The organism is Sphingobium aquiterrae (genome assembly GCF_037154135.1).
Taxonomy (GTDB): Bacteria; Pseudomonadota; Alphaproteobacteria; order Sphingomonadales; family Sphingomonadaceae; genus Sphingobium; species Sphingobium aquiterrae.
Map to the genome: position 1 here is coordinate 79,707 of NZ_JBANFL010000002.1, position 18,244 is coordinate 97,950.

The 18,244-nt window shown below is 65.6% G+C and carries 17 protein-coding genes; all 17 read left to right on the forward strand.

The annotated features are described in order from the left end of the window. Positions 1 to 22: 22 nt before the first annotated feature. The 17 genes from WFP78_RS02570 to WFP78_RS02650 all read left to right on the forward strand — a co-directional run bounded on the left by WFP78_RS02570 (position 23) and on the right by WFP78_RS02650 (position 18,157). Complete coding sequence (locus tag WFP78_RS02570) at positions 23 to 1,606, forward strand: M20/M25/M40 family metallo-hydrolase (RefSeq protein WP_419722909.1); 1,584 nt, start codon at positions 23 to 25, stop codon at positions 1,604 to 1,606. 400 nt (positions 1,607 to 2,006) lie between these two features. Continuing rightward, complete coding sequence (gene rpsM / locus WFP78_RS02575; RefSeq protein ID WP_336958358.1) at positions 2,007 to 2,375, forward strand: 30S ribosomal protein S13; 369 nt, start codon at positions 2,007 to 2,009, stop codon at positions 2,373 to 2,375. Positions 2,376 to 2,478: 103 nt separating this feature from the next. Beyond that, positions 2,479 to 2,868 carry a 30S ribosomal protein S11 gene (rpsK, locus tag WFP78_RS02580; RefSeq protein ID WP_336958361.1) on the forward strand — a complete coding sequence of 130 codons (390 nt, stop codon included), beginning with the start codon at positions 2,479 to 2,481 and terminating at the stop codon, positions 2,866 to 2,868. Positions 2,869 to 2,982: 114 nt separating this feature from the next. After that, a complete protein-coding gene (locus WFP78_RS02585) occupies positions 2,983 to 4,047 on the forward strand; it encodes a DNA-directed RNA polymerase subunit alpha (protein WP_336958363.1) in 1,065 nt (354 codons plus the stop codon). 123 nt (positions 4,048 to 4,170) lie between these two features. Then, a complete protein-coding gene (gene rplQ / locus WFP78_RS02590) occupies positions 4,171 to 4,596 on the forward strand; it encodes a 50S ribosomal protein L17 (protein WP_336958365.1) in 426 nt (141 codons plus the stop codon). Positions 4,597 to 4,806: 210 nt separating this feature from the next. Further along, positions 4,807 to 7,074, forward strand: coding sequence for a prolyl oligopeptidase family serine peptidase (locus WFP78_RS02595; RefSeq protein ID WP_419722896.1), 2,268 nt, complete (start codon positions 4,807 to 4,809; stop codon positions 7,072 to 7,074). 70 nt (positions 7,075 to 7,144) lie between these two features. Beyond that, positions 7,145 to 7,807, forward strand: coding sequence for a hypothetical protein (locus WFP78_RS02600; protein ID WP_336958367.1), 663 nt, complete (start codon positions 7,145 to 7,147; stop codon positions 7,805 to 7,807). 155 nt (positions 7,808 to 7,962) lie between these two features. Beyond that, a complete protein-coding gene (locus tag WFP78_RS02605) occupies positions 7,963 to 9,219 on the forward strand; it encodes a TCR/Tet family MFS transporter (RefSeq protein WP_336958369.1) in 1,257 nt (418 codons plus the stop codon). 84 nt (positions 9,220 to 9,303) lie between these two features. Beyond that, the gene (guaA, locus tag WFP78_RS02610) at positions 9,304 to 10,863 is read left to right on the forward strand and encodes a glutamine-hydrolyzing GMP synthase (protein ID WP_336958371.1); all 1,560 of its coding nucleotides are present in this window, start codon (positions 9,304 to 9,306) and stop codon (positions 10,861 to 10,863) included. Between the two features lie 164 nt (positions 10,864 to 11,027). After that, entirely contained in the window at positions 11,028 to 11,897 is an 870-nt protein-coding gene (locus tag WFP78_RS02615; protein WP_336958373.1) for a 3-hydroxyacyl-CoA dehydrogenase NAD-binding domain-containing protein, read from the forward strand. A gap of 85 nt (positions 11,898 to 11,982) precedes the next feature. Continuing rightward, positions 11,983 to 12,369, forward strand: a complete 387-nt coding sequence (locus tag WFP78_RS02620) for a RidA family protein (RefSeq protein WP_336958374.1) — start codon at positions 11,983 to 11,985, stop codon at positions 12,367 to 12,369. A gap of 20 nt (positions 12,370 to 12,389) precedes the next feature. Next, the gene (locus WFP78_RS02625; RefSeq protein WP_336958376.1) at positions 12,390 to 12,737 is read left to right on the forward strand and encodes an ArsC family reductase; all 348 of its coding nucleotides are present in this window, start codon (positions 12,390 to 12,392) and stop codon (positions 12,735 to 12,737) included. A 191-nt stretch (positions 12,738 to 12,928) separates the two neighbouring features. After that, the gene (locus tag WFP78_RS02630; RefSeq protein WP_336958872.1) at positions 12,929 to 13,891 is read left to right on the forward strand and encodes a glycerophosphodiester phosphodiesterase; all 963 of its coding nucleotides are present in this window, start codon (positions 12,929 to 12,931) and stop codon (positions 13,889 to 13,891) included. 89 nt (positions 13,892 to 13,980) lie between these two features. Beyond that, positions 13,981 to 14,397 (forward strand): RrF2 family transcriptional regulator, encoded by a 417-nt coding sequence (locus WFP78_RS02635; protein ID WP_336958378.1) that lies wholly within the window; start codon positions 13,981 to 13,983, stop codon positions 14,395 to 14,397. A 183-nt stretch (positions 14,398 to 14,580) separates the two neighbouring features. Further along, the gene (locus WFP78_RS02640; RefSeq protein ID WP_336958380.1) at positions 14,581 to 15,246 is read left to right on the forward strand and encodes an RBBP9/YdeN family alpha/beta hydrolase; all 666 of its coding nucleotides are present in this window, start codon (positions 14,581 to 14,583) and stop codon (positions 15,244 to 15,246) included. Positions 15,247 to 15,369: 123 nt separating this feature from the next. After that, a complete protein-coding gene (locus WFP78_RS02645; protein WP_336958382.1) occupies positions 15,370 to 15,555 on the forward strand; it encodes a YezD family protein in 186 nt (61 codons plus the stop codon). Positions 15,556 to 15,718: 163 nt separating this feature from the next. After that, complete coding sequence (locus tag WFP78_RS02650) at positions 15,719 to 18,157, forward strand: TonB-dependent receptor (RefSeq protein ID WP_336958384.1); 2,439 nt, start codon at positions 15,719 to 15,721, stop codon at positions 18,155 to 18,157. Positions 18,158 to 18,244 lie beyond the last annotated feature (87 nt).

The window sequence follows — 18,244 nt, forward strand, 5'->3', positions numbered from 1 at the left end:
GCTCGGGCTCTCCCTCATCGCCATGACGGTATCGCTCTCCGCGCCGCTCGCGGCCCAGCAGGCGGACGATGTCAATCGCCTGATCGACGAAGGCATGAACCACAGCCAGGTGATGCAGACCGCCCAGCAGCTGAGCGACGGCATTGGCGGCCGCATGACCAACTCGCCCCAGATGCGCCAGGCCGAGGAATGGACGGCGAAGCAGTTTCGTGATTGGGGCCTGTCGAACGTCCACAAGGAAGGGTTCGATTTCGGCCGGGGCTGGTCCATCCAGTCCGCCTATACGCGCATGGTCTCGCCCCGGCCGATCATGCTGACCTCCATCCCCGTCGCCTGGACGCCGGGCACCAATGGCGCGATCAGCGCGCCGATCATCGTCGCGCCGATGAAGAAGGAGAGCGATTTCGACGCCTGGAAGGGCAAGCTGGCCGGCAGGATCGTGCTCGTCTCCATGCCCGGCACCGGCAGCGAGCCCGACAAGGCAGCGTTCCAGCGCCTCTCCAATGAGGATATCGCCAAGCGCGATAGCTTCAGCCAGCCGGCCTATGATCCCGGCTCGGTCGAAAAGCGGATCAAGTCCGCCGGCTTTGCCCGCAAGCTGGATGCCTTCCTGAAGGCTGAGGGTGCGCTCGCCTGGGCGCGGATATCCTATCGCGACGCCAAGCTGGTGCATGGCGAGGGCTACAGCTTCCGCGTGGGCGACACGCCCGCACTGCCCGGCGTGGAGATCGCGGCGGAGGATTATCGCCGCCTCGCCCGCCTGGCGAAGACCGGCCCGGCGCCGGTGCTGGAAATCATGAGCGACGTGAAGTTCGATGACAGCGATCGCAACGCCTACAACATCATCGCCGAAATCCCCGGCACCGACCCCAAGGCGGGTTATGTGATGGCCGGCGCGCATCTGGACAGCTGGGTGGCGGGCGATGGCGCGGCGGACAATGGCGCGGGCAGCGCGATGATCATGGAGGCCGCGCGCATCCTGGCGAAATCGGGCGTGCGGCCCCGGCGCACCATCCGCTTCGCGCTGTGGAATGGCGAGGAGCAGGGGCTGCTCGGCAGCCTTGCCTATGTCGAGAAATATCTGGCGACCCGCGCGCCGGCGCCCGGCGTCGACAAGGAGGGCGGGCTGGAGCAGTTCTACCGCTGGCGCTACCGATTCCCGATCACGCCCAGGCCCGGCTATGCCGATCTGAAGGCCTATTTCAACATCGACAATGGATCGGGCAAGCTGCGCGGCCTCCATGCGGAGGGCAATGTCGCCGCCGTGCCGATGCTGAAGGAATGGCTCTCGCCCTTTGCCAGCATGGGCGCGACCGCCGTGGTCGCCGGGCCGACCGGCGGCACCGACCATGTCTACATGCAGGCGGTGGGCGTGCCGGGATACCAGTTCGTGCAGGACCCGCTGGATTATGGCAGCCGCGTCCACCACAGCAGCATCGACACCTTCGATCATCTGAAGGCAGAGGACATGCGGCAGGGATCGGTGGTGCTGGCCGGCGTGCTACTGAAGGCCGCCAACAGCGAGAAGACCCTGCCGCGCATGCCGCTGCCGACCGAGGGCGTGCTGACCGACCCCTTCAAATATGACGACCCCGCCGAGAATTGAGGGCCTGCGCAACCTCCTGCGCGATCCCTTGCATGACCGTGGGAAAGCGGGCGGGCGTCTGCGCGATGCCCGCCCGCTTTTGCCGGCCCGTTTTGCCGGCCCGTTTATGATGGTGGAATGAGCGGTGATGATCGGTTATGATGGCATTCGGCAATCCGGTGATCGGGACGATCCGCATTGTGCCCCTGCCGGGCGGAATGCGGGTTGCGATGTCGTCCTTGCCCGTCAGCGGCTTGACTCGTCCGGTGCGACTCTATAATGGCCCAAAATCCCGTCACGTTTGGCAGCGGCAGCGCATTTCTGAGCGCTGGCCGTCTTTCGTGCGTTTCGGGGTTTGTGCATCGCGCTTTGAGATAGGGTCGGCGGCCAGCCGCCCTGTGGAGCAGGAGACTTTTTACACATGGCACGTATCGCGGGCGTCAATCTGCCCACCAACAAGCGCGTGATCATCGCGCTCACCTACATCCACGGCATCGGCCGCAAGACCGCCGTCGACATCGCCGACAAGCTTGGCATCGACCACAGCCGCCGCATTCAGGATCTGTCGGACGCCGAAGTCCTGCAGATCCGCGAAACGATCGACTCCGACCTGACGGTCGAAGGCGATCTGCGCCGCGAAACGGCGATGAACATCAAGCGCCTGATGGACCTGGCCTGCTATCGCGGCCTGCGTCATCGCAAGGGTCTGCCGGTTCGCGGTCAGCGCACGCATACCAATGCGCGCACCCGCAAGGGCAAGGCGAAGCCGATCGCTGGCAAGAAGAAGTAAGAAAATAGTCCCCCGGACTATTTTCGTCTTCTTCTCCGCCGGAGGCAGTTCTCCCCAGGTGAGACGCCTTCGGCACAACAAGATTTGAGTAGGATAGAGCAAAATGGCACGCGAACCTCAGCGCATCAAACGCCGCGAGCGCAAGAACATTTCGGCCGGCGTCGCGCATGTGAACGCCAGCTTCAACAACACCATGGTCACCATCACCGACGCCCAGGGCAACGCGATCTCCTGGTCCTCCGCCGGCATGATGGGCTTCAAGGGCAGCCGCAAGTCGACCCCCTATGCGGCCCAGGTGTGCGCGGAAGATGCCGGCCGCAAGGCTGCCGAGCACGGCGTGCGCACCCTTGAGGTCGAGGTGAAGGGCCCGGGTTCGGGCCGTGAATCGGCGCTTCGTGCGCTGCAGGCGGTGGGCTTCACCATCACGTCCATCCGCGACGTGACGCCCATTCCGCACAACGGCGTTCGTCCGTCCAAGCGTCGTCGCGTCTAAGATCGCGTCCGTTTCGGCGGGTGGCGGACGCGCCATCCGCCTGCTTTTGCATCGGCCGGGGTCTTATCCACTGACGCAGCGGATCGACCCCCGCCACTTTCCCAGGGGAATTACATGACTGTCAACATGAAGAACTGGCAGGAATTGAAGAAGCCCACCGCTCTTGAGATCAAGGCGAGCGGCGATCCCAAGCGCAAGGCGACCTTCGTTGCCGAACCGCTCGAGCGCGGCTTTGGCCTGACGCTGGGCAACGCGCTCCGCCGCGTTCTTCTGTCGTCGCTTCAGGGCGCGGCGGTCACTTCGATCAAGATCGAGAATGTTCTGCACGAATTCTCCAGCCTTGCCGGCGTGCGGGAAGATGTCACCGACATCGTCCTCAACATCAAGCAGGTCGCGCTGAAGATGGAAGGCGAAGGCCCCAAGCGCCTGCAGCTCTCCGCCACTGGCCCTGCCACGGTGAAGGCTGGCGACATTGCCGTGACCGGCGATATCGAGGTGATGAACCCCGACCTGGTGATCTGCCACCTGGACGAGGGCGCGACGCTGAACATGGAACTGACGGCGGACATCGGCAAGGGCTATGTCCCCGCCGTTGCCAACCGTCCGGCGGACGCACCGATCGGGCTCATCCCCGTCGACGCGCTCTACTCGCCCGTGCGCCAGGTCGCCTACAAGGTGGACAACACCCGCGTCGGCCAGGAACTGGACTATGACAAGCTGTCGCTGACCATCGAGACTGATGGCACCGTCACGCCGGAAGACGCGGTGGCCTATGCCGCACGCATCCTGCAGGACCAGCTGCAGCTGTTCGTCCACTTCGAAGACGCGCTGCCGACCGCGGCGCCCTCCGTCGGTGGCACCTCTGCCGCTGCGGCTTCGGAAGGCGAGAGCGACACGAACCAGATCAACCGCTACCTCCTCAAGAAGGTGGACGAGCTGGAACTGTCGGTCCGTTCGGCGAACTGCCTGAAGAACGACAACATCATCTACATCGGCGACCTGGTCCAGAAGACCGAGGCCGAGATGCTCCGCACGCCGAATTTCGGCCGCAAGTCGCTGAACGAGATCAAGGAAGTGCTCTCGTCCATGGGCCTGCGCCTCGGCATGGACATCCCCGGCTGGCCGCCGGAAAATATCGAGGAAATGGCCAAGAAGCTCGAGCAGGAACTGCTGGGCTGAAGGGTATGGGTCAGGGCGATGCCTTGACCCTTTTCCGCGCGGGGGTTTGGGCGGTGCCCCCTTTTTCGCCGCCTGGTCGGGAATACCTGAAACGGTTCCCGGACGAACTGAAGGAAGAAGAAGATGCGTCATCGTGTAGGCGGCCGCAAGCTGCAGCGTACCTCCAGCCATCGCGCGGCCCTGTTCCGCAACATGGCGGCGGCCCTCATCAAGCATGAGCAGATCACCACCACCACCGCCAAGGCGAAGGAACTTCGCCCCTATGTGGAAAAGCTGATCACGCTCGCGAAGAAGGGTGGCCTGTCCAACCGTCGTCTGGCCCACGCCCGTCTTCTGGACGATGCGCAGCTGGTCAAGCTGTTCGACGTGCTGGCCGAGCGCTACAAGGATCGCAACGGCGGCTATTGCCGCGTCATCAAGGCTGGCATCCGCGCTTCGGACGCCGCCCCGATCGCGATCATCGAATTTGTCGACCGTGACGTCAACGCCAAGGGCCAGGATTCCGGCCCGGTGATGGGCGCCGACGAGGACGAGCTGGAAGCAGCCTGATCCTTTCGGCCCGACGGCCAGGAAACAGGGTCGCCGCGCCAGCCTCCAACGGGCTGGCCGGCGGCCTTTTTCTTTTGGCCGGATGGACCGGGCCGGGCCGAATGGCGCGGTGGGGGCGCCACGCACCGGCGGTCCGGAATGTCTCCGCTGGCCCCTTGCGGCATGCCTGCCGATGGCGGTATCCTGCGGAAAACAGAAGGTGAATGGAGGATGCCGGTGCGTCTGGCGCATGCGCTCTTGCTGGCGGCGATGCTTTCGCCCGCGCCGGCCCTTGCCGGCATGGCCGACACTGCGCCGCCCACGGCGGATGCGGCCATCGGCGTCACCAATGTGGCGCCCCATGCCGCCTTCAACCTCAACTATCCCGCTACCCGCCGCGATGACCTGATCGAGGATCATTTCGGCATCAAGGTGTCCGATCCCTTTCGCTGGTTGGAAGGCGACGCGCGCGGCGATCCGGCGGTGCGTGATTGGGTGAACCGGCAGAATGCGCTGACTACGGACTATCTCAAGACCCTGCCGGGCCGCGCCATCCTGCACGGCCGGATGGCGCGCTTCTACAATTATGGCCGCTATTCGACGCCCAAAAAGGCGGGCGGGCGCTATTTCTTCACCTATAATAGCGGGCTTCAGAACCAGTCGCCGCTCTTCGTGCGCGATGGGCTGTCGGGCGCGCGGCGGCTGTTGATCGATCCCAACGGCTTTTCGAAGGACGCGGCGATGGCGCTGGCCGAATGGGCGCCTTCGCCCGACGGCCGGCTGCTGCTCTATGCGCTGCAGGACAGCGGCACCGACTGGCGCACGCTGCGGCTGATCGACGTCGATAGCGGCAGGACGCTGGACGACGCCATCGGCTGGGTCCGCTTTTCGGACCTCAGCTGGGACAGCGACGGACAGGGCTTCTTCTATTCGCGGTTCCCGGCACCCGAGGATGCCGGCGCCCGGCTGTCCGCGATCAGGGACCAGCAGGTCTGGTATCATCGCATCGGCACCCCGCAATCGGCCGACCGGCTGGTCTATGCGACCCCGGACCGGCCGTCGCTGGGCCACCGGGCGGAAGTGACCGACGATGGCCGCTGGCTGCTCATCAGCTCGTCGGAGGGGACGAGCGACAAGCGCGAGGTGACGCTGGTCCCGCTCGCGCCCGGCTGGCGGGACCGGCCGATCGTGCTGCGCCGGCTGATCCGTGGGCTGGACAATGAATGGTCGTTCGTCGGCGGACGTGGCGACCTGCTCTGGTTCATCACCGATCGCGATGCGCCGCGCCAGCGGCTGGTGATCGTGGACGCGGCCCATCCGCGCCGCGATCCGGTGGAAGTGATGCCGCAGCGGCGCGAAACGCTGATCGCGGGCAATATCGTGGGCGACCGCATCATCCTCGCCTATCTGGACGATGGGCGCACCGTTGCGGAGCTGGTGGAACTGGACGGGCGCCGCGTCTCCGACGTGCCGTTGCCCGGCATGGGCACGGCGGCCGGTTTCGGCGGCAAGGGTGGCGACCCGGAAACCTTTTTCAGCTTTTCCGGCTACACCACGCCGTCGACCATCTATCGTTTCGATACGGCCACCGGGCGGGTGGAGCCCTTTGCCAAGCCGGAGCTTGCCTTCAATCCCGACGATTTCGTCACCGAGCAGATCAGCTATCCGTCGAAGGACGGGACGATGGTGCCGATGTTCGTCATCCGGCGCAAGGATCTGGCCGCAAGCGGCAAGCCGGCACCGACGCTGCTCTATGGCTATGGCGGCTTCAACATCGCGCTGACGCCGGGCTTTTCGCCCACGCGCATGGCGTGGCTGGAACAGGGCGGGGTGGTCGCCATCGCCAGCCTGCGCGGCGGCGGCGAATATGGCCGGGCCTGGTATGAAGCCGGCCGGCGCGAGAACAAGCAGAATGTGTTCGACGATTTCATCGCGGCGGGCGAATATCTCAAGAGCGCGGGCTATACCGGCAAGGACCAGCTGGCGATCGAGGGCCGGTCCAATGGCGGCCTGCTGGTGGGGGCGGTGGTGAACCAGCGGCCGGACCTGTTCGCGGCGGCGCTGCCCGCCGTCGGCGTGATGGACATGCTGCGCTTCGATCGCTTCACCGCCGGGCGTTACTGGGTGAACGACTATGGATCGCCCGGGCAGGAACAGGATTTCCGCCTGCTCTACACCTATTCCCCCTATCATAATGTGGCGTCGGGCCATGATTATCCCGCGATCATGGTGACGACCGCCGATACCGACGATCGCGTCGTGCCGGCGCACAGCTTCAAATATGCGGCGGCATTGCAGTCGAGCAGCATCGGCGGCAAACCCCACCTCATCCGCGTCGATACGCGGGCGGGCCATGGATCGGGCAAGCCGACCGACAAGGTGATCGACGAATATGCCGACATCTATGCCTTTGCCGCCTATTGGACGGGCCTGAAGATCGCCGACCCCGCGCTGGTCCCGGCGCCGGTCCTGACCATGGCCGGTCATTCAGCGCCCTGACAGCAATGCTGCGCTATCCGGGGGCGTAATGAAACGGGGGCGCCCGCCTGCGCCATGGAGGACAGTTGGTATGCGTAAGCTGCGCATGGTCATGGGATCGCTGGTTGGTGCGGCGCTGCTGGCCGGGAGCATCGCTCCGGCACAGGCGCGGGACGGTCGTGGATGGGACCGCGGGGGCTGGGGCCATCGCCACTATCGTGGCGACGGCTTCGGCTTTGGCGATGCGGTCGGCGTTGCCGCGCTGATCGGCGCGGTGGCGATCGTCGCCAATTCCATGAGCAAGGACAAGGCCGAGGCGCGCGACCGGGCATCCGCCCCGCCGCCGCCGGTGGACGACCGGGGCTATCAGCCCTCCGACCGGATGGACGATCGCAGCGGCGACAGCGGCTATGATGCGCGCGACGGGGATCATGCGCCGGCCGATGGCGGTTATGATGCCGGCGTCGCCGACGCCCGGAACGCGCCGGCTTCGGGCGATCTGGCGCACGAGGATTCCGCTGTCGACGCCTGCGCCGTGGCCGCCCGCGATCGCGCGGCCGAACAGGGCGGCTATGCGGAGATCCGTGAAATCGGATCGCCGCAGGCCACGGATGACGGCTTCAACATCGACGGCCGGGTCGAACGCCGCGCCAGCTATCGCGACACGGGCGGCGAGACCCGGCGCTTCACCTGCACGGTGAAGGGTGGCCGCGTGGCCGACGTGTATCTGAGCCGCGACGTCGCGCTGAACTAGGGGCGGGGCCTGTTCCTGCTATTCCCATCGTCATTCCCGCCTGCGCGGGGATGACGGATGCCGGGCAAAGCGCCCGCCACAGCTTGCCGTGGTGAAGACGGGCAGGTAGGAGAACGCCGCCCCGCTTGATCGCGCCGGGGCCTGGAGCCTCCTTCATGTCCGCCGTGCCCCATCAGGACGAACCGCTGCCCCGCGCCGCCCCGCGCCGCCGGGCCGCGATTGCGTTCATCATGGTGACGGCGCTGCTCGACATCATGTCGATGGGCATCATCATCCCCGTTCTGCCGCAGCTGATCGAAAGGCTGGCCGGATCGTCGGCACAGGCTGGGCTGTGGAACGGGCTGTTCGTGGCGCTGTGGGCGGGGATGCAGTTCATCTGCTCGCCGGTCATTGGATCGCTGTCCGACCGTTTCGGGCGCCGCCCGGTCATCCTGATTTCGGTCGCGGGGCTGGCGAGCGATTTCCTGCTGATGGCGGTGGCGCCCAGCCTGTGGTGGCTGGCCGTGGGCCGCATGCTGGGCGGGCTCACCTCGTCCAGCTTCACCACGGTGTTCGCCTATATGGCCGACATCACCCCGCCCGAGGCGCGCGCGCGCGGCTATGGGCTGATCGGCGCGGCGTTCAGTGCCGGGTTCGTCGCCGGGCCGCTGGTGGGCGGCGTGCTGGGCGAGATTTCGCTGCGCGCGCCCTTCTGGGCGGCGGCGGGGCTGAGCGGCCTCGCCTTTCTCTATGGCCTCTTCATCCTGCCCGAATCGCTGCCGGTCGAGCGGCGCATGGCCTTTTCATGGGCGCGCGCCAATCCCTTCGGCGCGCTCACCCTGTTGCGCTCCCACCCGGACCTCACCAGCCTCGCCTCGGTCAATTTCCTGCTCTATTTCGCGCATCACCTGTTTTCGGCGGTGTTCGTGCTCTATGCCGGGGATCGCTATGGCTGGGGCGCGTGGCAGGTGGGGACGCTGCTCGCCATGGTCGGCCTGCTCGACATGGGGGTGCAGGGCGTGCTGGTCGGTCCGGTGGTGAAGCGCATCGGCGACAGGCGGACGATGGTGACGGGACTTTCCTTCGGCGCGATCGGCATCGCCTGCATGGGGCTGGCGCCGACCGGATGGCTGTTTGTCGCGGCGATGCTGCCCAATGCGCTCTGGGGCCTTGCCATGCCGACCATCCAGTCGCTGATGACGCAGCGGGTTTCGCAATCCGAGCAGGGGCAGTTGCAGGGCGCGAACAACAGTGTCGGCGCCATTGCCGGCATCCTGTCGCCGTTGTTCTTCGGCGCGGTCTATTCCGCATCGGTGGGGGAGGGCGCGCTGCTGCCCTTCATCGGCACCGCCTTCCTGATCGCCGCGGCCGTGCTGGGGCTGGCCGCATTCATCGGCCGGCACGAGGCGAAGGCCGCGCGGGCGCACGCCTGACGCGGGCTTTGCTGGACATTGGGGAGCGGGGGGATTAACCGCGCCTCAAATTCCCGCCCCGCTTGCCATCCGAAAGGCGAATCGATGACGCTGCCCCTCCAGGATTCCATCCTCATCGTCGACTTCGGCAGCCAGGTGACTCAGCTGATCGCCCGCCGCGTCCGCGAAGCCGGCGTCTATAGCGAGATCGCCCCGTTCAACAGCGCCGCGGAGGCCTTTGACCGGCTGAAGCCCAAGGGCATCATCCTCTCCGGCGGCCCCTCTTCGGTGATGTGGGACGACAGCCCGCGCGCGCCGCAGCATTTCTTCGATGCGGGTATCCCCATCCTCGGCATCTGCTACGGCCAGCAGACGATGATGCAGCAGCTGGGCGGCAATGTCGAAGGCGGCGAGAGCGGCGAATTCGGCCGCGCCTTCATCGAGGTGAAGAAGAGCTGCGCGCTGTTCGACGGGCTGTGGCAGCCGGGCGAGAAGCATCAGGTGTGGATGAGCCATGGCGACAAGGTGACGCAGCTCGCCGACGGTTTCGAGGTGGTGGCGGTCAGCGACGGCGCGCCCTTTGCCGTGACCGCGAACGAGGCCAAGCGCTTCTACGCGACGCAGTTCCACCCCGAAGTTGTCCACACGCCCGATGGCGGCAGGCTGCTCTCCAATTTCGTGCGTCATGTCTGCGGCCTTGCCGGCGACTGGACCATGGCGGAATTCCGCGCAACCAAGATCGCCGATATCCGCGCGCAGGTGGGGGATGGCCGGGTGATCTGCGGCCTGTCCGGCGGCGTCGACAGCGCGGTGGCGGCGGTGCTGATCCATGAGGCGATCGGCGACCAGCTGACCTGCGTGTTCGTGGACCATGGCCTGATGCGGCTGGGCGAGGCGGAGCAGGTCGTCTCCCTGTTCCGCGAATATTATGGCATCACGCTGGTCCATGTGAACGCGGAAGAGCGTTTCCTGGGCGGCCTGGCCGGGCTCACCGACCCGGAAAAGAAGCGCAAGTTCATCGGCGGCGAGTTCATCGCCGTGTTCGAGGAAGAGGCGAAGAAGATCGGCGGCGCCGATTTCCTGGCGCAGGGCACGCTGTATCCCGACGTGATCGAATCGGTGTCGTTCACCGGCGGCCCGTCGGTGACGATCAAGAGCCACCACAATGTCGGCGGCCTGCCCGAGCGGATGAACATGAAGCTGGTCGAGCCGCTGCGCGAGCTGTTCAAGGACGAGGTCCGCGTGCTGGGCCGCGAGTTGGGCCTGCCGGAGATCTTCGTCGGCCGCCATCCCTTCCCCGGCCCCGGCCTTGCCATCCGCATCCCCGGCGAGGTGACGAAGGAACGCTGCGACATCCTGCGTAAGGCGGATGCGGTCTATCTTGAGGAAATCCGTTCCGCCGGGCTTTATGATGCGATCTGGCAGGCGTTCGCCGTGCTGCTGCCGGTGCGGACCGTGGGCGTGATGGGCGACTATCGCACCTATGACAGCGTCTGCGCCCTGCGCGCCGTGACCTCGACCGACGGCATGACGGCGGACATCTATCCGTTCGATGCGGCCTTCCTCAGCCGGGTCGCCACCCGGATCATCAACGAGGTGAAGGGCATCAACCGCGTCGTCTACGACTATACCAGCAAGCCCCCCGGCACGATCGAGTGGGAGTGAAGCGGAAAGAGCGCATGTCCGGGGGACATGCGCCCGCTTCACTCGGCGGCGCAAGCCGCCGCAAGGGCCGGGCAGGGCCATCTGGAAATAATCAAAGCCATTGATCGGCAAGGGACGACGCAGACAAGATAAGGCCATATGGCAACCTATCGAAAGGATGAGAGATGAAGGCTATCGGCGTGATCGGTGCAGGGCAGATGGGGGCTGGCATCGCCCAGGTCTCGGCGCAGGCCGGCTATCAGGTGTTTCTCTCCGACGTCGACGTCGCCCGTGCGCAAAAGGGCAAGGACGGCATTGCCAGGCAGCTTGGCCGGCTGGTCGAGAAGGGCAAGCTGGAGGGCGCGGATGTCGACGCCGCGCTCGGCCGCATCGTGCCGGTGGGCGACTATGGCCCGATGGTCGACGCCGGCCTCATCATCGAGGCGGCGACCGAGCGGGAAGAGATCAAGCGGGTGATCTTCGCCGAAGCGGCCAAGGTGCTGGCGCCCGACGCGGTGCTGGCGACCAATACCTCGTCCATCTCCATCACGCGCCTCGCGCAAGCGTCCAGCGATCCGAGCCGCTTTGTCGGCATCCATTTCTTCAACCCCGTGCCGTTGATGGCGCTGGTCGAGGTGATCCGCGGCCTTGCCACCAGCGATGCGACCGCCGCCGTGGCGAGGGATTTTGCCGTCGCGGTGGGCAAGCAGCCGGTGCTTGCCAAGGATTCGCCCTGCTTCGTGGTCAACCGCGTCCTGCTGCCGCTCATCAACGAGGCGTTCTTCGCGCTGGGCGAGGGCGTGGGATCGGCGCAGGATATCGACCTGGGCGTGAAGCTGGGCCTGGGCCATCCCATGGGGCCGCTGACGCTGGCCGACATGGTCGGCCTCGATACCGTGCTTGAGATCCTGCATGTGCTGCAGAAGGATTTCGGCGATCCCAAATATCGCCCCGCGCCGCTGCTGGTGAAATATGTCGAGGCCGGCTGGTTCGGCCGCAAGACCGGCAAGGGCGTGTACGACTATTCCGGGCCGGAGCCGGTGCCCTCGCTCTAGGTCCGACCCCGCCGCATTTTTTCCAGCGCCGGGCGGTGTTGTCACGGTCCGGCAATCTTCATGACGCAACAGGATACAGGATCGCATGACCAGCCGCACTCTCATCTCTTCCGGTTCCCCCTTCGAAGCGCAGGTCGGCTATTCGCGCGCTGTCGTGCAGGGCGACTGGTGCTTTGTCGCGGGCACGACCGGGACCGATCCCGAGACGAAGCTGATGCCACAGGATGTGGCGGCACAGGCGGCCAATGCGCTCGCCGTCATCGGCAAGGCGCTTGCGGAGGGCGGCTTTGCGTTCGAGGATGTCGTGCGCGCCACCTATTACATCACCGACGCGGCCTATTGGGATGCGATCGGCCCGGTTCTGGGCGGCACCTTCGGCGAGATCCGTCCGGCGGCGACCTGCATCGTCTGCGGCCTCATCAAGCCGGAGATGAAGATCGAGATCGAGGTCACGGCGCTCAGGAAGGCATAGGCAAGCGGGGGTAATGATCCATGGCGATCACCATGTACGGCATCAAGAATTGCGACACGATCAAGAAGGCTCGCACCTGGCTGGAGGGCAAGGGCATCGCCTATGACTTCCACGACTACAAGGCGCTGGGCGCGGAGGAGGGCAGGCTGCGCGCCTGGGTGGCCCAGCATGGCTGGGAAACCATCCTGAACCGCGCGGGCACCACCTTTCGCGCGCTGCCCGATGCCGACAAGACGGGGATCGACGCGGACAAGGCGGTGGCGCTGATGCTGGCCAACCCCTCCATGATCAAGCGGCCGGTGCTGGATCTGGGCGACAGGCGGATCGTGGGGTTCAAGCCCGACGCCTATCAGGCGGCATTGGGTTGATGCGCGGGGCGGTCGCCGGGATGCTGGCGCTGGTCGCGGTGCTGCAGCCCTGCGGCGCCCGCGCGCAGAGTGCCCTCGTTGCCGACCCGCGTGCTCCGGCAACGCAGGCCGAACCGGCGGCCGTTCCATCTCCGGTCCCGGCCCAGGCCCCGGTCCCGGCGACACCCGCCCCCGCGCAGAAGGAACGCCCCATGCCCCTCATCATCGGCCATCGCGGCGACAGCGGGGAACGGCCCGAACATACGCTCGCCAGCTATGAGCGCGCGATCGACCAGGGCGCCGATTTTGTCGAGCCCGACCTGGTGCCGACGAAGGACGGTATCCTCGTCGCCCGGCATGAGAATGAGATCGGCGGCACGACCGACGTGGCCGACCACCCGGAATTTGCCGCCCGCAAGACGACGAAGACGATCGACGGCCAGCAGATCACGGGCTGGTTCACCGAGGATTTCACGCTGGCCGAGCTGCGCACCCTGCGCGCGCGCGAACGGCTGGGCGCGGTCCGCACCGCCAATCGCCGGTTCGACGGGCTCTATCCCGTCCCCACCTTCGAGGAGGTGATCCGGCTGGTGCAGGCCAAGGAGGCGGAGACCGGGCGGCGCATCGGCCTGTATCCCGAAACCAAGCACCCGTCCTATTTCGCCTCCCTCGGCCTTGCGACCGAGCCGGTGCTGCTCGCGATGCTGGCGCGCTTTGGCTATATGGGCGCGGACGATCCGGTGTTCATCCAGTCCTTCGAGGTCGGCAATCTGCGGGCGCTGCGCGAGAAGACGCGGATTCGCCTGATCCAGCTTGTCGATGACACGGGGGCGCCGGCGGACGTGCCCGGCACATCCTATGCCGACATGATGACCGTGGGCGGGCTGAAGGCGATGGCCGGCTATGCCGACGGGATCGGCATTCCGGTGTCGCTCGCGGTCGGGCCGGACGGGACGGACGACGGCCTTGTGGCGCGCGCCCATGATGCCGGGCTGGCCGTGCATGTGTGGACGCTGCGGGCGGAAAACATGTTCCTGCCGGCGGCCTACAAGCGGGGTGACGACCCGGCGGCGCATGGCGATTTTCCAGGGCTGGTGAAGGCCGTCGCCGCCACCGGCGTGGACGGGCTGTTCAGCGATTTTCCGGGGCTGGCACGGGCTGCGCTCAAGCCCTGAACCATGGCGGCGCGCGCAAAGGACCTGGCGATCGTCATATCCCAATCCTTTCGCTTGAAATTCGGCACGGTTGGTCCGAATGATGGGCGATGCTTTCGCAGAAGACCCGTTACGCCATCCGCGCCCTTCAACATCTGGCGGATCACTATGGCCAGGGTCCGGTGCCGCTCACGGAGATCGCCGAGGGGCAGAATATCCCCGCCAAGTTCCTGACCGTCATCCTCTCCGAAATGTCGCGCGAGGGGCTGGTGGCGACGCAGCGCGGGCGTGACGGCGGCTATTGGCTGGCGCTCTCGCCCATCGACATCAGCTATGGCGACATCGTGCGGCTGACACGCGGATCGCTGGCGCTGACCCCCTGTGCCAGCCGGTTCGCGCATGAGACATGCGCCAATTGCCTGCCCGAGGAGGAATGCCGCCTGCACAAGGTGATGCTCCGCGTGCGGGATGAAACGGCCAAGGTGCTGGACGGCATCAGCCTGGCGGAAATGCTGCCGCAGCTCTGATCTTCGACCGCGGGCCTGTTCCGGCCAGCCCGATCATTGCCATATTGCGACCGGAATAATGCTCCCTCGCCATGGAATGGCGCGGCCATTCCGGCTGCCCAGATTTTGACACAATTGGGCGCTCGCCTATTGTCTACTATAAAAATAGAATTATCTGTGAGGTGCGACAAGAGGAGCAGGTTCATGGACCGATTCGGACATGCAGGTGATGCGCGGCAACCCGTGGTGCTGACGATTCCCGGCCTCAACAACAGCGGGCCGGGCCATTGGCAGACCATCTGGGAACAGACGCGGGGCGATTGCCAGCGCGTCGACCTGGGCAGTTGGGCCAGTCCCAATCGCAACAGTTGGGTCAGCCGGCTGGATGCCGCCATCCGCGAGGCGGAGGGGCCGATCGTGTTGGCCGCGCACAGCCTTGGCTGCATGGCCGTCGCCTGGTGGGGGGCGCTGCAGAGCCAGCCCTATGGCTGGCCGGTTGCGGGCGCGTTGCTGGTCGCGCCGCCCGATTGCGAACGGATGGAAACGCCCGAGACCATCGGCGGGTTCGCGCCGGTGCCGCGCGCGCCGCTGCCCTTCCCCTCCATCCTCGTGGCGAGCCGCAACGACCCCTATATCTTCTATGAGCGTGCCCACAGCATCGGGAAATATTGGGGCAGCCAGGTCGTAGACGCGGGGCATAGCGGCCATGTCAACGCGCAGTCGGGCCTTGGCGAATGGCGCTTCGGCCAAGGCCTGCTCGACAGGCTGATCGCGCTCGCGGGGGACCAGGCCGCGCTTGCCCGGCAATTCCGGCCGTCTCTGGTGCCGCAGGCCGACCGCCGTCCGATGCCCGTGACCGAGCGGGCCTGACCGGCCCGGCACCCGATTTCCCGGCGATTATGGATGATACCCATAGGGAAACTTGTCGCCGCCCCATATTTGCTTTTTTGTCTATCTTATGAGTTGAGATAAAGCCGTCGCAAGAGGACATAGATGAGCGAACAACAGCAGATTCGGCCGGCACGGGACAGTCTCTCCGCGCGGCATGACATAGAGGTGAGCATCGATGCGGTGCGCAAGGCGCTGGATGCGCTGCGCTATGGATCGATCACGTTGACGGTGCATGACGCCCACGTCGTGCAGCTCGACGTGACGGAGCGCACCCGCTTCGCGGGCTGACGCCGCGGCGCGGCTCCTTTTTGGGGCACGCCGATTTCCATCGGGTTCGCAAGGCCGGTGACGGCCGGGGGTTCGAACAAGGCGGGCGGCATTTCCGCCCGCATATCATCAGGCTTCGACCGGACCACCGGAGACGCCGCACGATCATAACGAAGGGGATCATATGACTGCGCGTTTCCTGTTGCTCGCCACTGCGGCGAGCGCATCCTTCATCGTGCCTGCCCATGCGCAGGATACCGGCACCGCACCTGCGGCCCAGGAGACGGCGCCCGAGCTGTCGGATGGTCGCGCAGGAGAGATCGTCGTCACCGCCCGGCGTCGCGCCGAGCAGATCCAGGATGTGCCGCTGGCCGTCTCCGTGCTCAATGCCAATGCCATCGAGCAGACCGGCAGCTATAATATCGGCCGTTTGCAGCAATTGCAGCCGACGCTGCAATTCTACACGTCCAACCCGCGCAACAGCTCGATCAACATCCGCGGCATCGGCGCGCCGCTGGGTCTCACCAATGACGGGATCGAGCAGGGTGTCGGCATCTATGTCGATCAGGTCTATTATAACCGCGTCGCCTCCGCGACGTTCGATTTCGTCGATATCGACCAGATCGAGGTGCTGCGCGGCCCGCAGGGCTCGCTCTACGGCAAGAACACGACGGCCGGCGCGATCAACATCACGACCCGCGCGCCCAGCTTCGACTTCGAGGGGCGGGCGGAGGTCTCCGTCGGCAATCTGGGCTTCAAGCAGGCGAAGGCATCGGTCTCCGGCCCGCTGTCCGACCGGCTGGCGGCGCGCATCAGCGTGTCGACCACCGACCGTCGTGGCACGATCTACAATGTCGCGACCAACCAGCATGTCAATTCGCAGGACAATCTGGGCCTGCGCGGCAGCCTGCTTTGGAAGGCGACCGACAGGCTCAACCTGACCCTGTCGGGCGACTATAATGTGCAGAACCCGGCCTGCTGCGCGCAGATTTACGCGGGTGTCGGTTCAACGCAGCGTGTCGCGACGCGCCAATATGCAGCGCTGATCAAACTGTTCCCCGGCTATGGGGTGCCCAGCACCGATCCGTTCGACCGCCTGACCGATCTGGATGCGCAGCTGCGTGCCCGCAACGAAGTGGGCGGCGTATCGCTGCGGGCAGAATGGGATGTCGGCGCCGGCACGCTGACCTCCGTGTCCGCCTATCGCTATTGGGACTGGCAGCCGGCCAATGACCGCGATTTCACCGGGCTCCCGATCACCACCAAGTCGCAGAACCCGACCCAGCAGAAGCAGTGGACGCAGGAATTGCGCTATGCGCAGTCGAGCGACAAACTGGACTTCGTGGTCGGCGCCTTCGCCTTCTACCAGAAGATCCATACGACCGGACAGCAGGTGCAGGGATCGGCGGCGAGCCGCTGGTTCCTGACCGGCGCGCTGCGCGACAATCCGGCGGTGCTGGACGGGCTGACGGCGGACAATGACATCCGCCTGAAGAACACCAGCCTTGCCGCCTTCGGCCAGCTCACCTGGCATGTCACCGACAAGCTGAAGCTGCAGCCGGGCCTGCGCCTCAATTACGACAAGAAGCAGGGCAGCTATAATTCGGTCGTCACCGGCACCACGTCCACCGGCGTGCGGCAGCTCGTGACCTTCACCAGCACCGATCCGTGGATCGTCGCCCAGCGCGGCGTGCTGGCGCCGCAATTCTTCGACGTGACGTTCAGCGACTGGAACCTGTCCTACGACTTCACGGCATCCTATGATTTCAGCCGCGACGTGATGGCCTATGCCACCTATTCGCGGGCCTTCAAGTCAGGTGGCGTCAACCTGAACGGCGTGCCGCTGAATGCGGCGGGCGTGCCGCAGACGGACGTGGCGACGGTGAAGCCGGAAAAGGTCAATCATTATGAAGTGGGCCTCAAGACCCAGTTCTGGGATCGCAAGGCGACGCTCAACCTCTCCGGCTTCTGGACCGAGATCGGCGATTATCAGGCGATCGTGAACGACGGCCAGAATTCGACCCTGCGCGGCTATCTGGCCAATGCGGACAAGGTGCGGACACGCGGCATCGAGGCCGATTTCTCCGTCCGTCCGTCCGATCGGGTGAACGCTTATGTGAACGGCGCCTACACCGATCCCAAATATGTGAAGTTCACCAATGCGCCATGCCCGCCGGAGCTTTCGGGCGGTGCCTCGGGCACGATACCCGGCGCGCCGGGCGTGCCCGGTGCGGTCAGCCCGCTGGTGTGCGACATTTCGGGCCAGTTGCTGCCCGGCATCTCCAAATGGGCGCTGTCCTATGGCGTGGAGTTCAATATCCCCACGACCTTCCTGGGCGACCATGGCGGCGAATTCTACATTGGCTGGGACGGCAGCTATCGCTCCAAATTCTCGTCCAACGCCTCGCGCTCCATCTACATGGATGTGGCCGGCTATTCGCTCAACAATCTGCGGGTCGGCTTCCGCCGGGAAAATGGCTTCAACATCTATGGCTGGGTGCGCAACATCTTCGACAAGGATTATTTCGAGCAGCTGGCGGTGACGCCGAACAATACCGGCCTGATCGCCGGCCAGCCGGGTGATCCGCGCACCTATGGCCTGACGATCAAGGCGAACTTCTGACGCGTCATGCGTTGAACCGGAAGGAGGCCTGGCCTCCCCTCTCGGGCAGGAATGGCACCACAGCTCACCCCGCCATTCCTGCCCACC

What these genes read in the sequence shown, in the direction of transcription:
- WFP78_RS02570 (WP_419722909.1), top strand. Translation starts at nt 23, where the DNA reads ATGACGGTATCGCTCTCCGCGCCGCTCGCGGCCCAGCAGGCGGACGAT.
- rpsM (WP_336958358.1), top strand. Translation starts at nt 2,007, where the DNA reads ATGGCACGTATCGCGGGCGTCAATCTGCCCACCAACAAGCGCGTGATC.
- rpsK (WP_336958361.1), top strand. Translation starts at nt 2,479, where the DNA reads ATGGCACGCGAACCTCAGCGCATCAAACGCCGCGAGCGCAAGAACATT.
- WFP78_RS02585 (WP_336958363.1), top strand. Translation starts at nt 2,983, where the DNA reads ATGACTGTCAACATGAAGAACTGGCAGGAATTGAAGAAGCCCACCGCT.
- rplQ (WP_336958365.1), top strand. Translation starts at nt 4,171, where the DNA reads ATGCGTCATCGTGTAGGCGGCCGCAAGCTGCAGCGTACCTCCAGCCAT.
- WFP78_RS02595 (WP_419722896.1), top strand. Translation starts at nt 4,807, where the DNA reads ATGCCGGTGCGTCTGGCGCATGCGCTCTTGCTGGCGGCGATGCTTTCG.
- WFP78_RS02600 (WP_336958367.1), top strand. Translation starts at nt 7,145, where the DNA reads ATGCGTAAGCTGCGCATGGTCATGGGATCGCTGGTTGGTGCGGCGCTG.
- WFP78_RS02605 (WP_336958369.1), top strand. Translation starts at nt 7,963, where the DNA reads ATGTCCGCCGTGCCCCATCAGGACGAACCGCTGCCCCGCGCCGCCCCG.
- guaA (WP_336958371.1), top strand. Translation starts at nt 9,304, where the DNA reads ATGACGCTGCCCCTCCAGGATTCCATCCTCATCGTCGACTTCGGCAGC.
- WFP78_RS02615 (WP_336958373.1), top strand. Translation starts at nt 11,028, where the DNA reads ATGAAGGCTATCGGCGTGATCGGTGCAGGGCAGATGGGGGCTGGCATC.
- WFP78_RS02620 (WP_336958374.1), top strand. Translation starts at nt 11,983, where the DNA reads ATGACCAGCCGCACTCTCATCTCTTCCGGTTCCCCCTTCGAAGCGCAG.
- WFP78_RS02625 (WP_336958376.1), top strand. Translation starts at nt 12,390, where the DNA reads ATGGCGATCACCATGTACGGCATCAAGAATTGCGACACGATCAAGAAG.
- WFP78_RS02630 (WP_336958872.1), top strand. Translation starts at nt 12,929, where the DNA reads ATGCCCCTCATCATCGGCCATCGCGGCGACAGCGGGGAACGGCCCGAA.
- WFP78_RS02635 (WP_336958378.1), top strand. Translation starts at nt 13,981, where the DNA reads ATGCTTTCGCAGAAGACCCGTTACGCCATCCGCGCCCTTCAACATCTG.
- WFP78_RS02640 (WP_336958380.1), top strand. Translation starts at nt 14,581, where the DNA reads ATGGACCGATTCGGACATGCAGGTGATGCGCGGCAACCCGTGGTGCTG.
- WFP78_RS02645 (WP_336958382.1), top strand. Translation starts at nt 15,370, where the DNA reads ATGAGCGAACAACAGCAGATTCGGCCGGCACGGGACAGTCTCTCCGCG.
- WFP78_RS02650 (WP_336958384.1), top strand. Translation starts at nt 15,719, where the DNA reads ATGACTGCGCGTTTCCTGTTGCTCGCCACTGCGGCGAGCGCATCCTTC.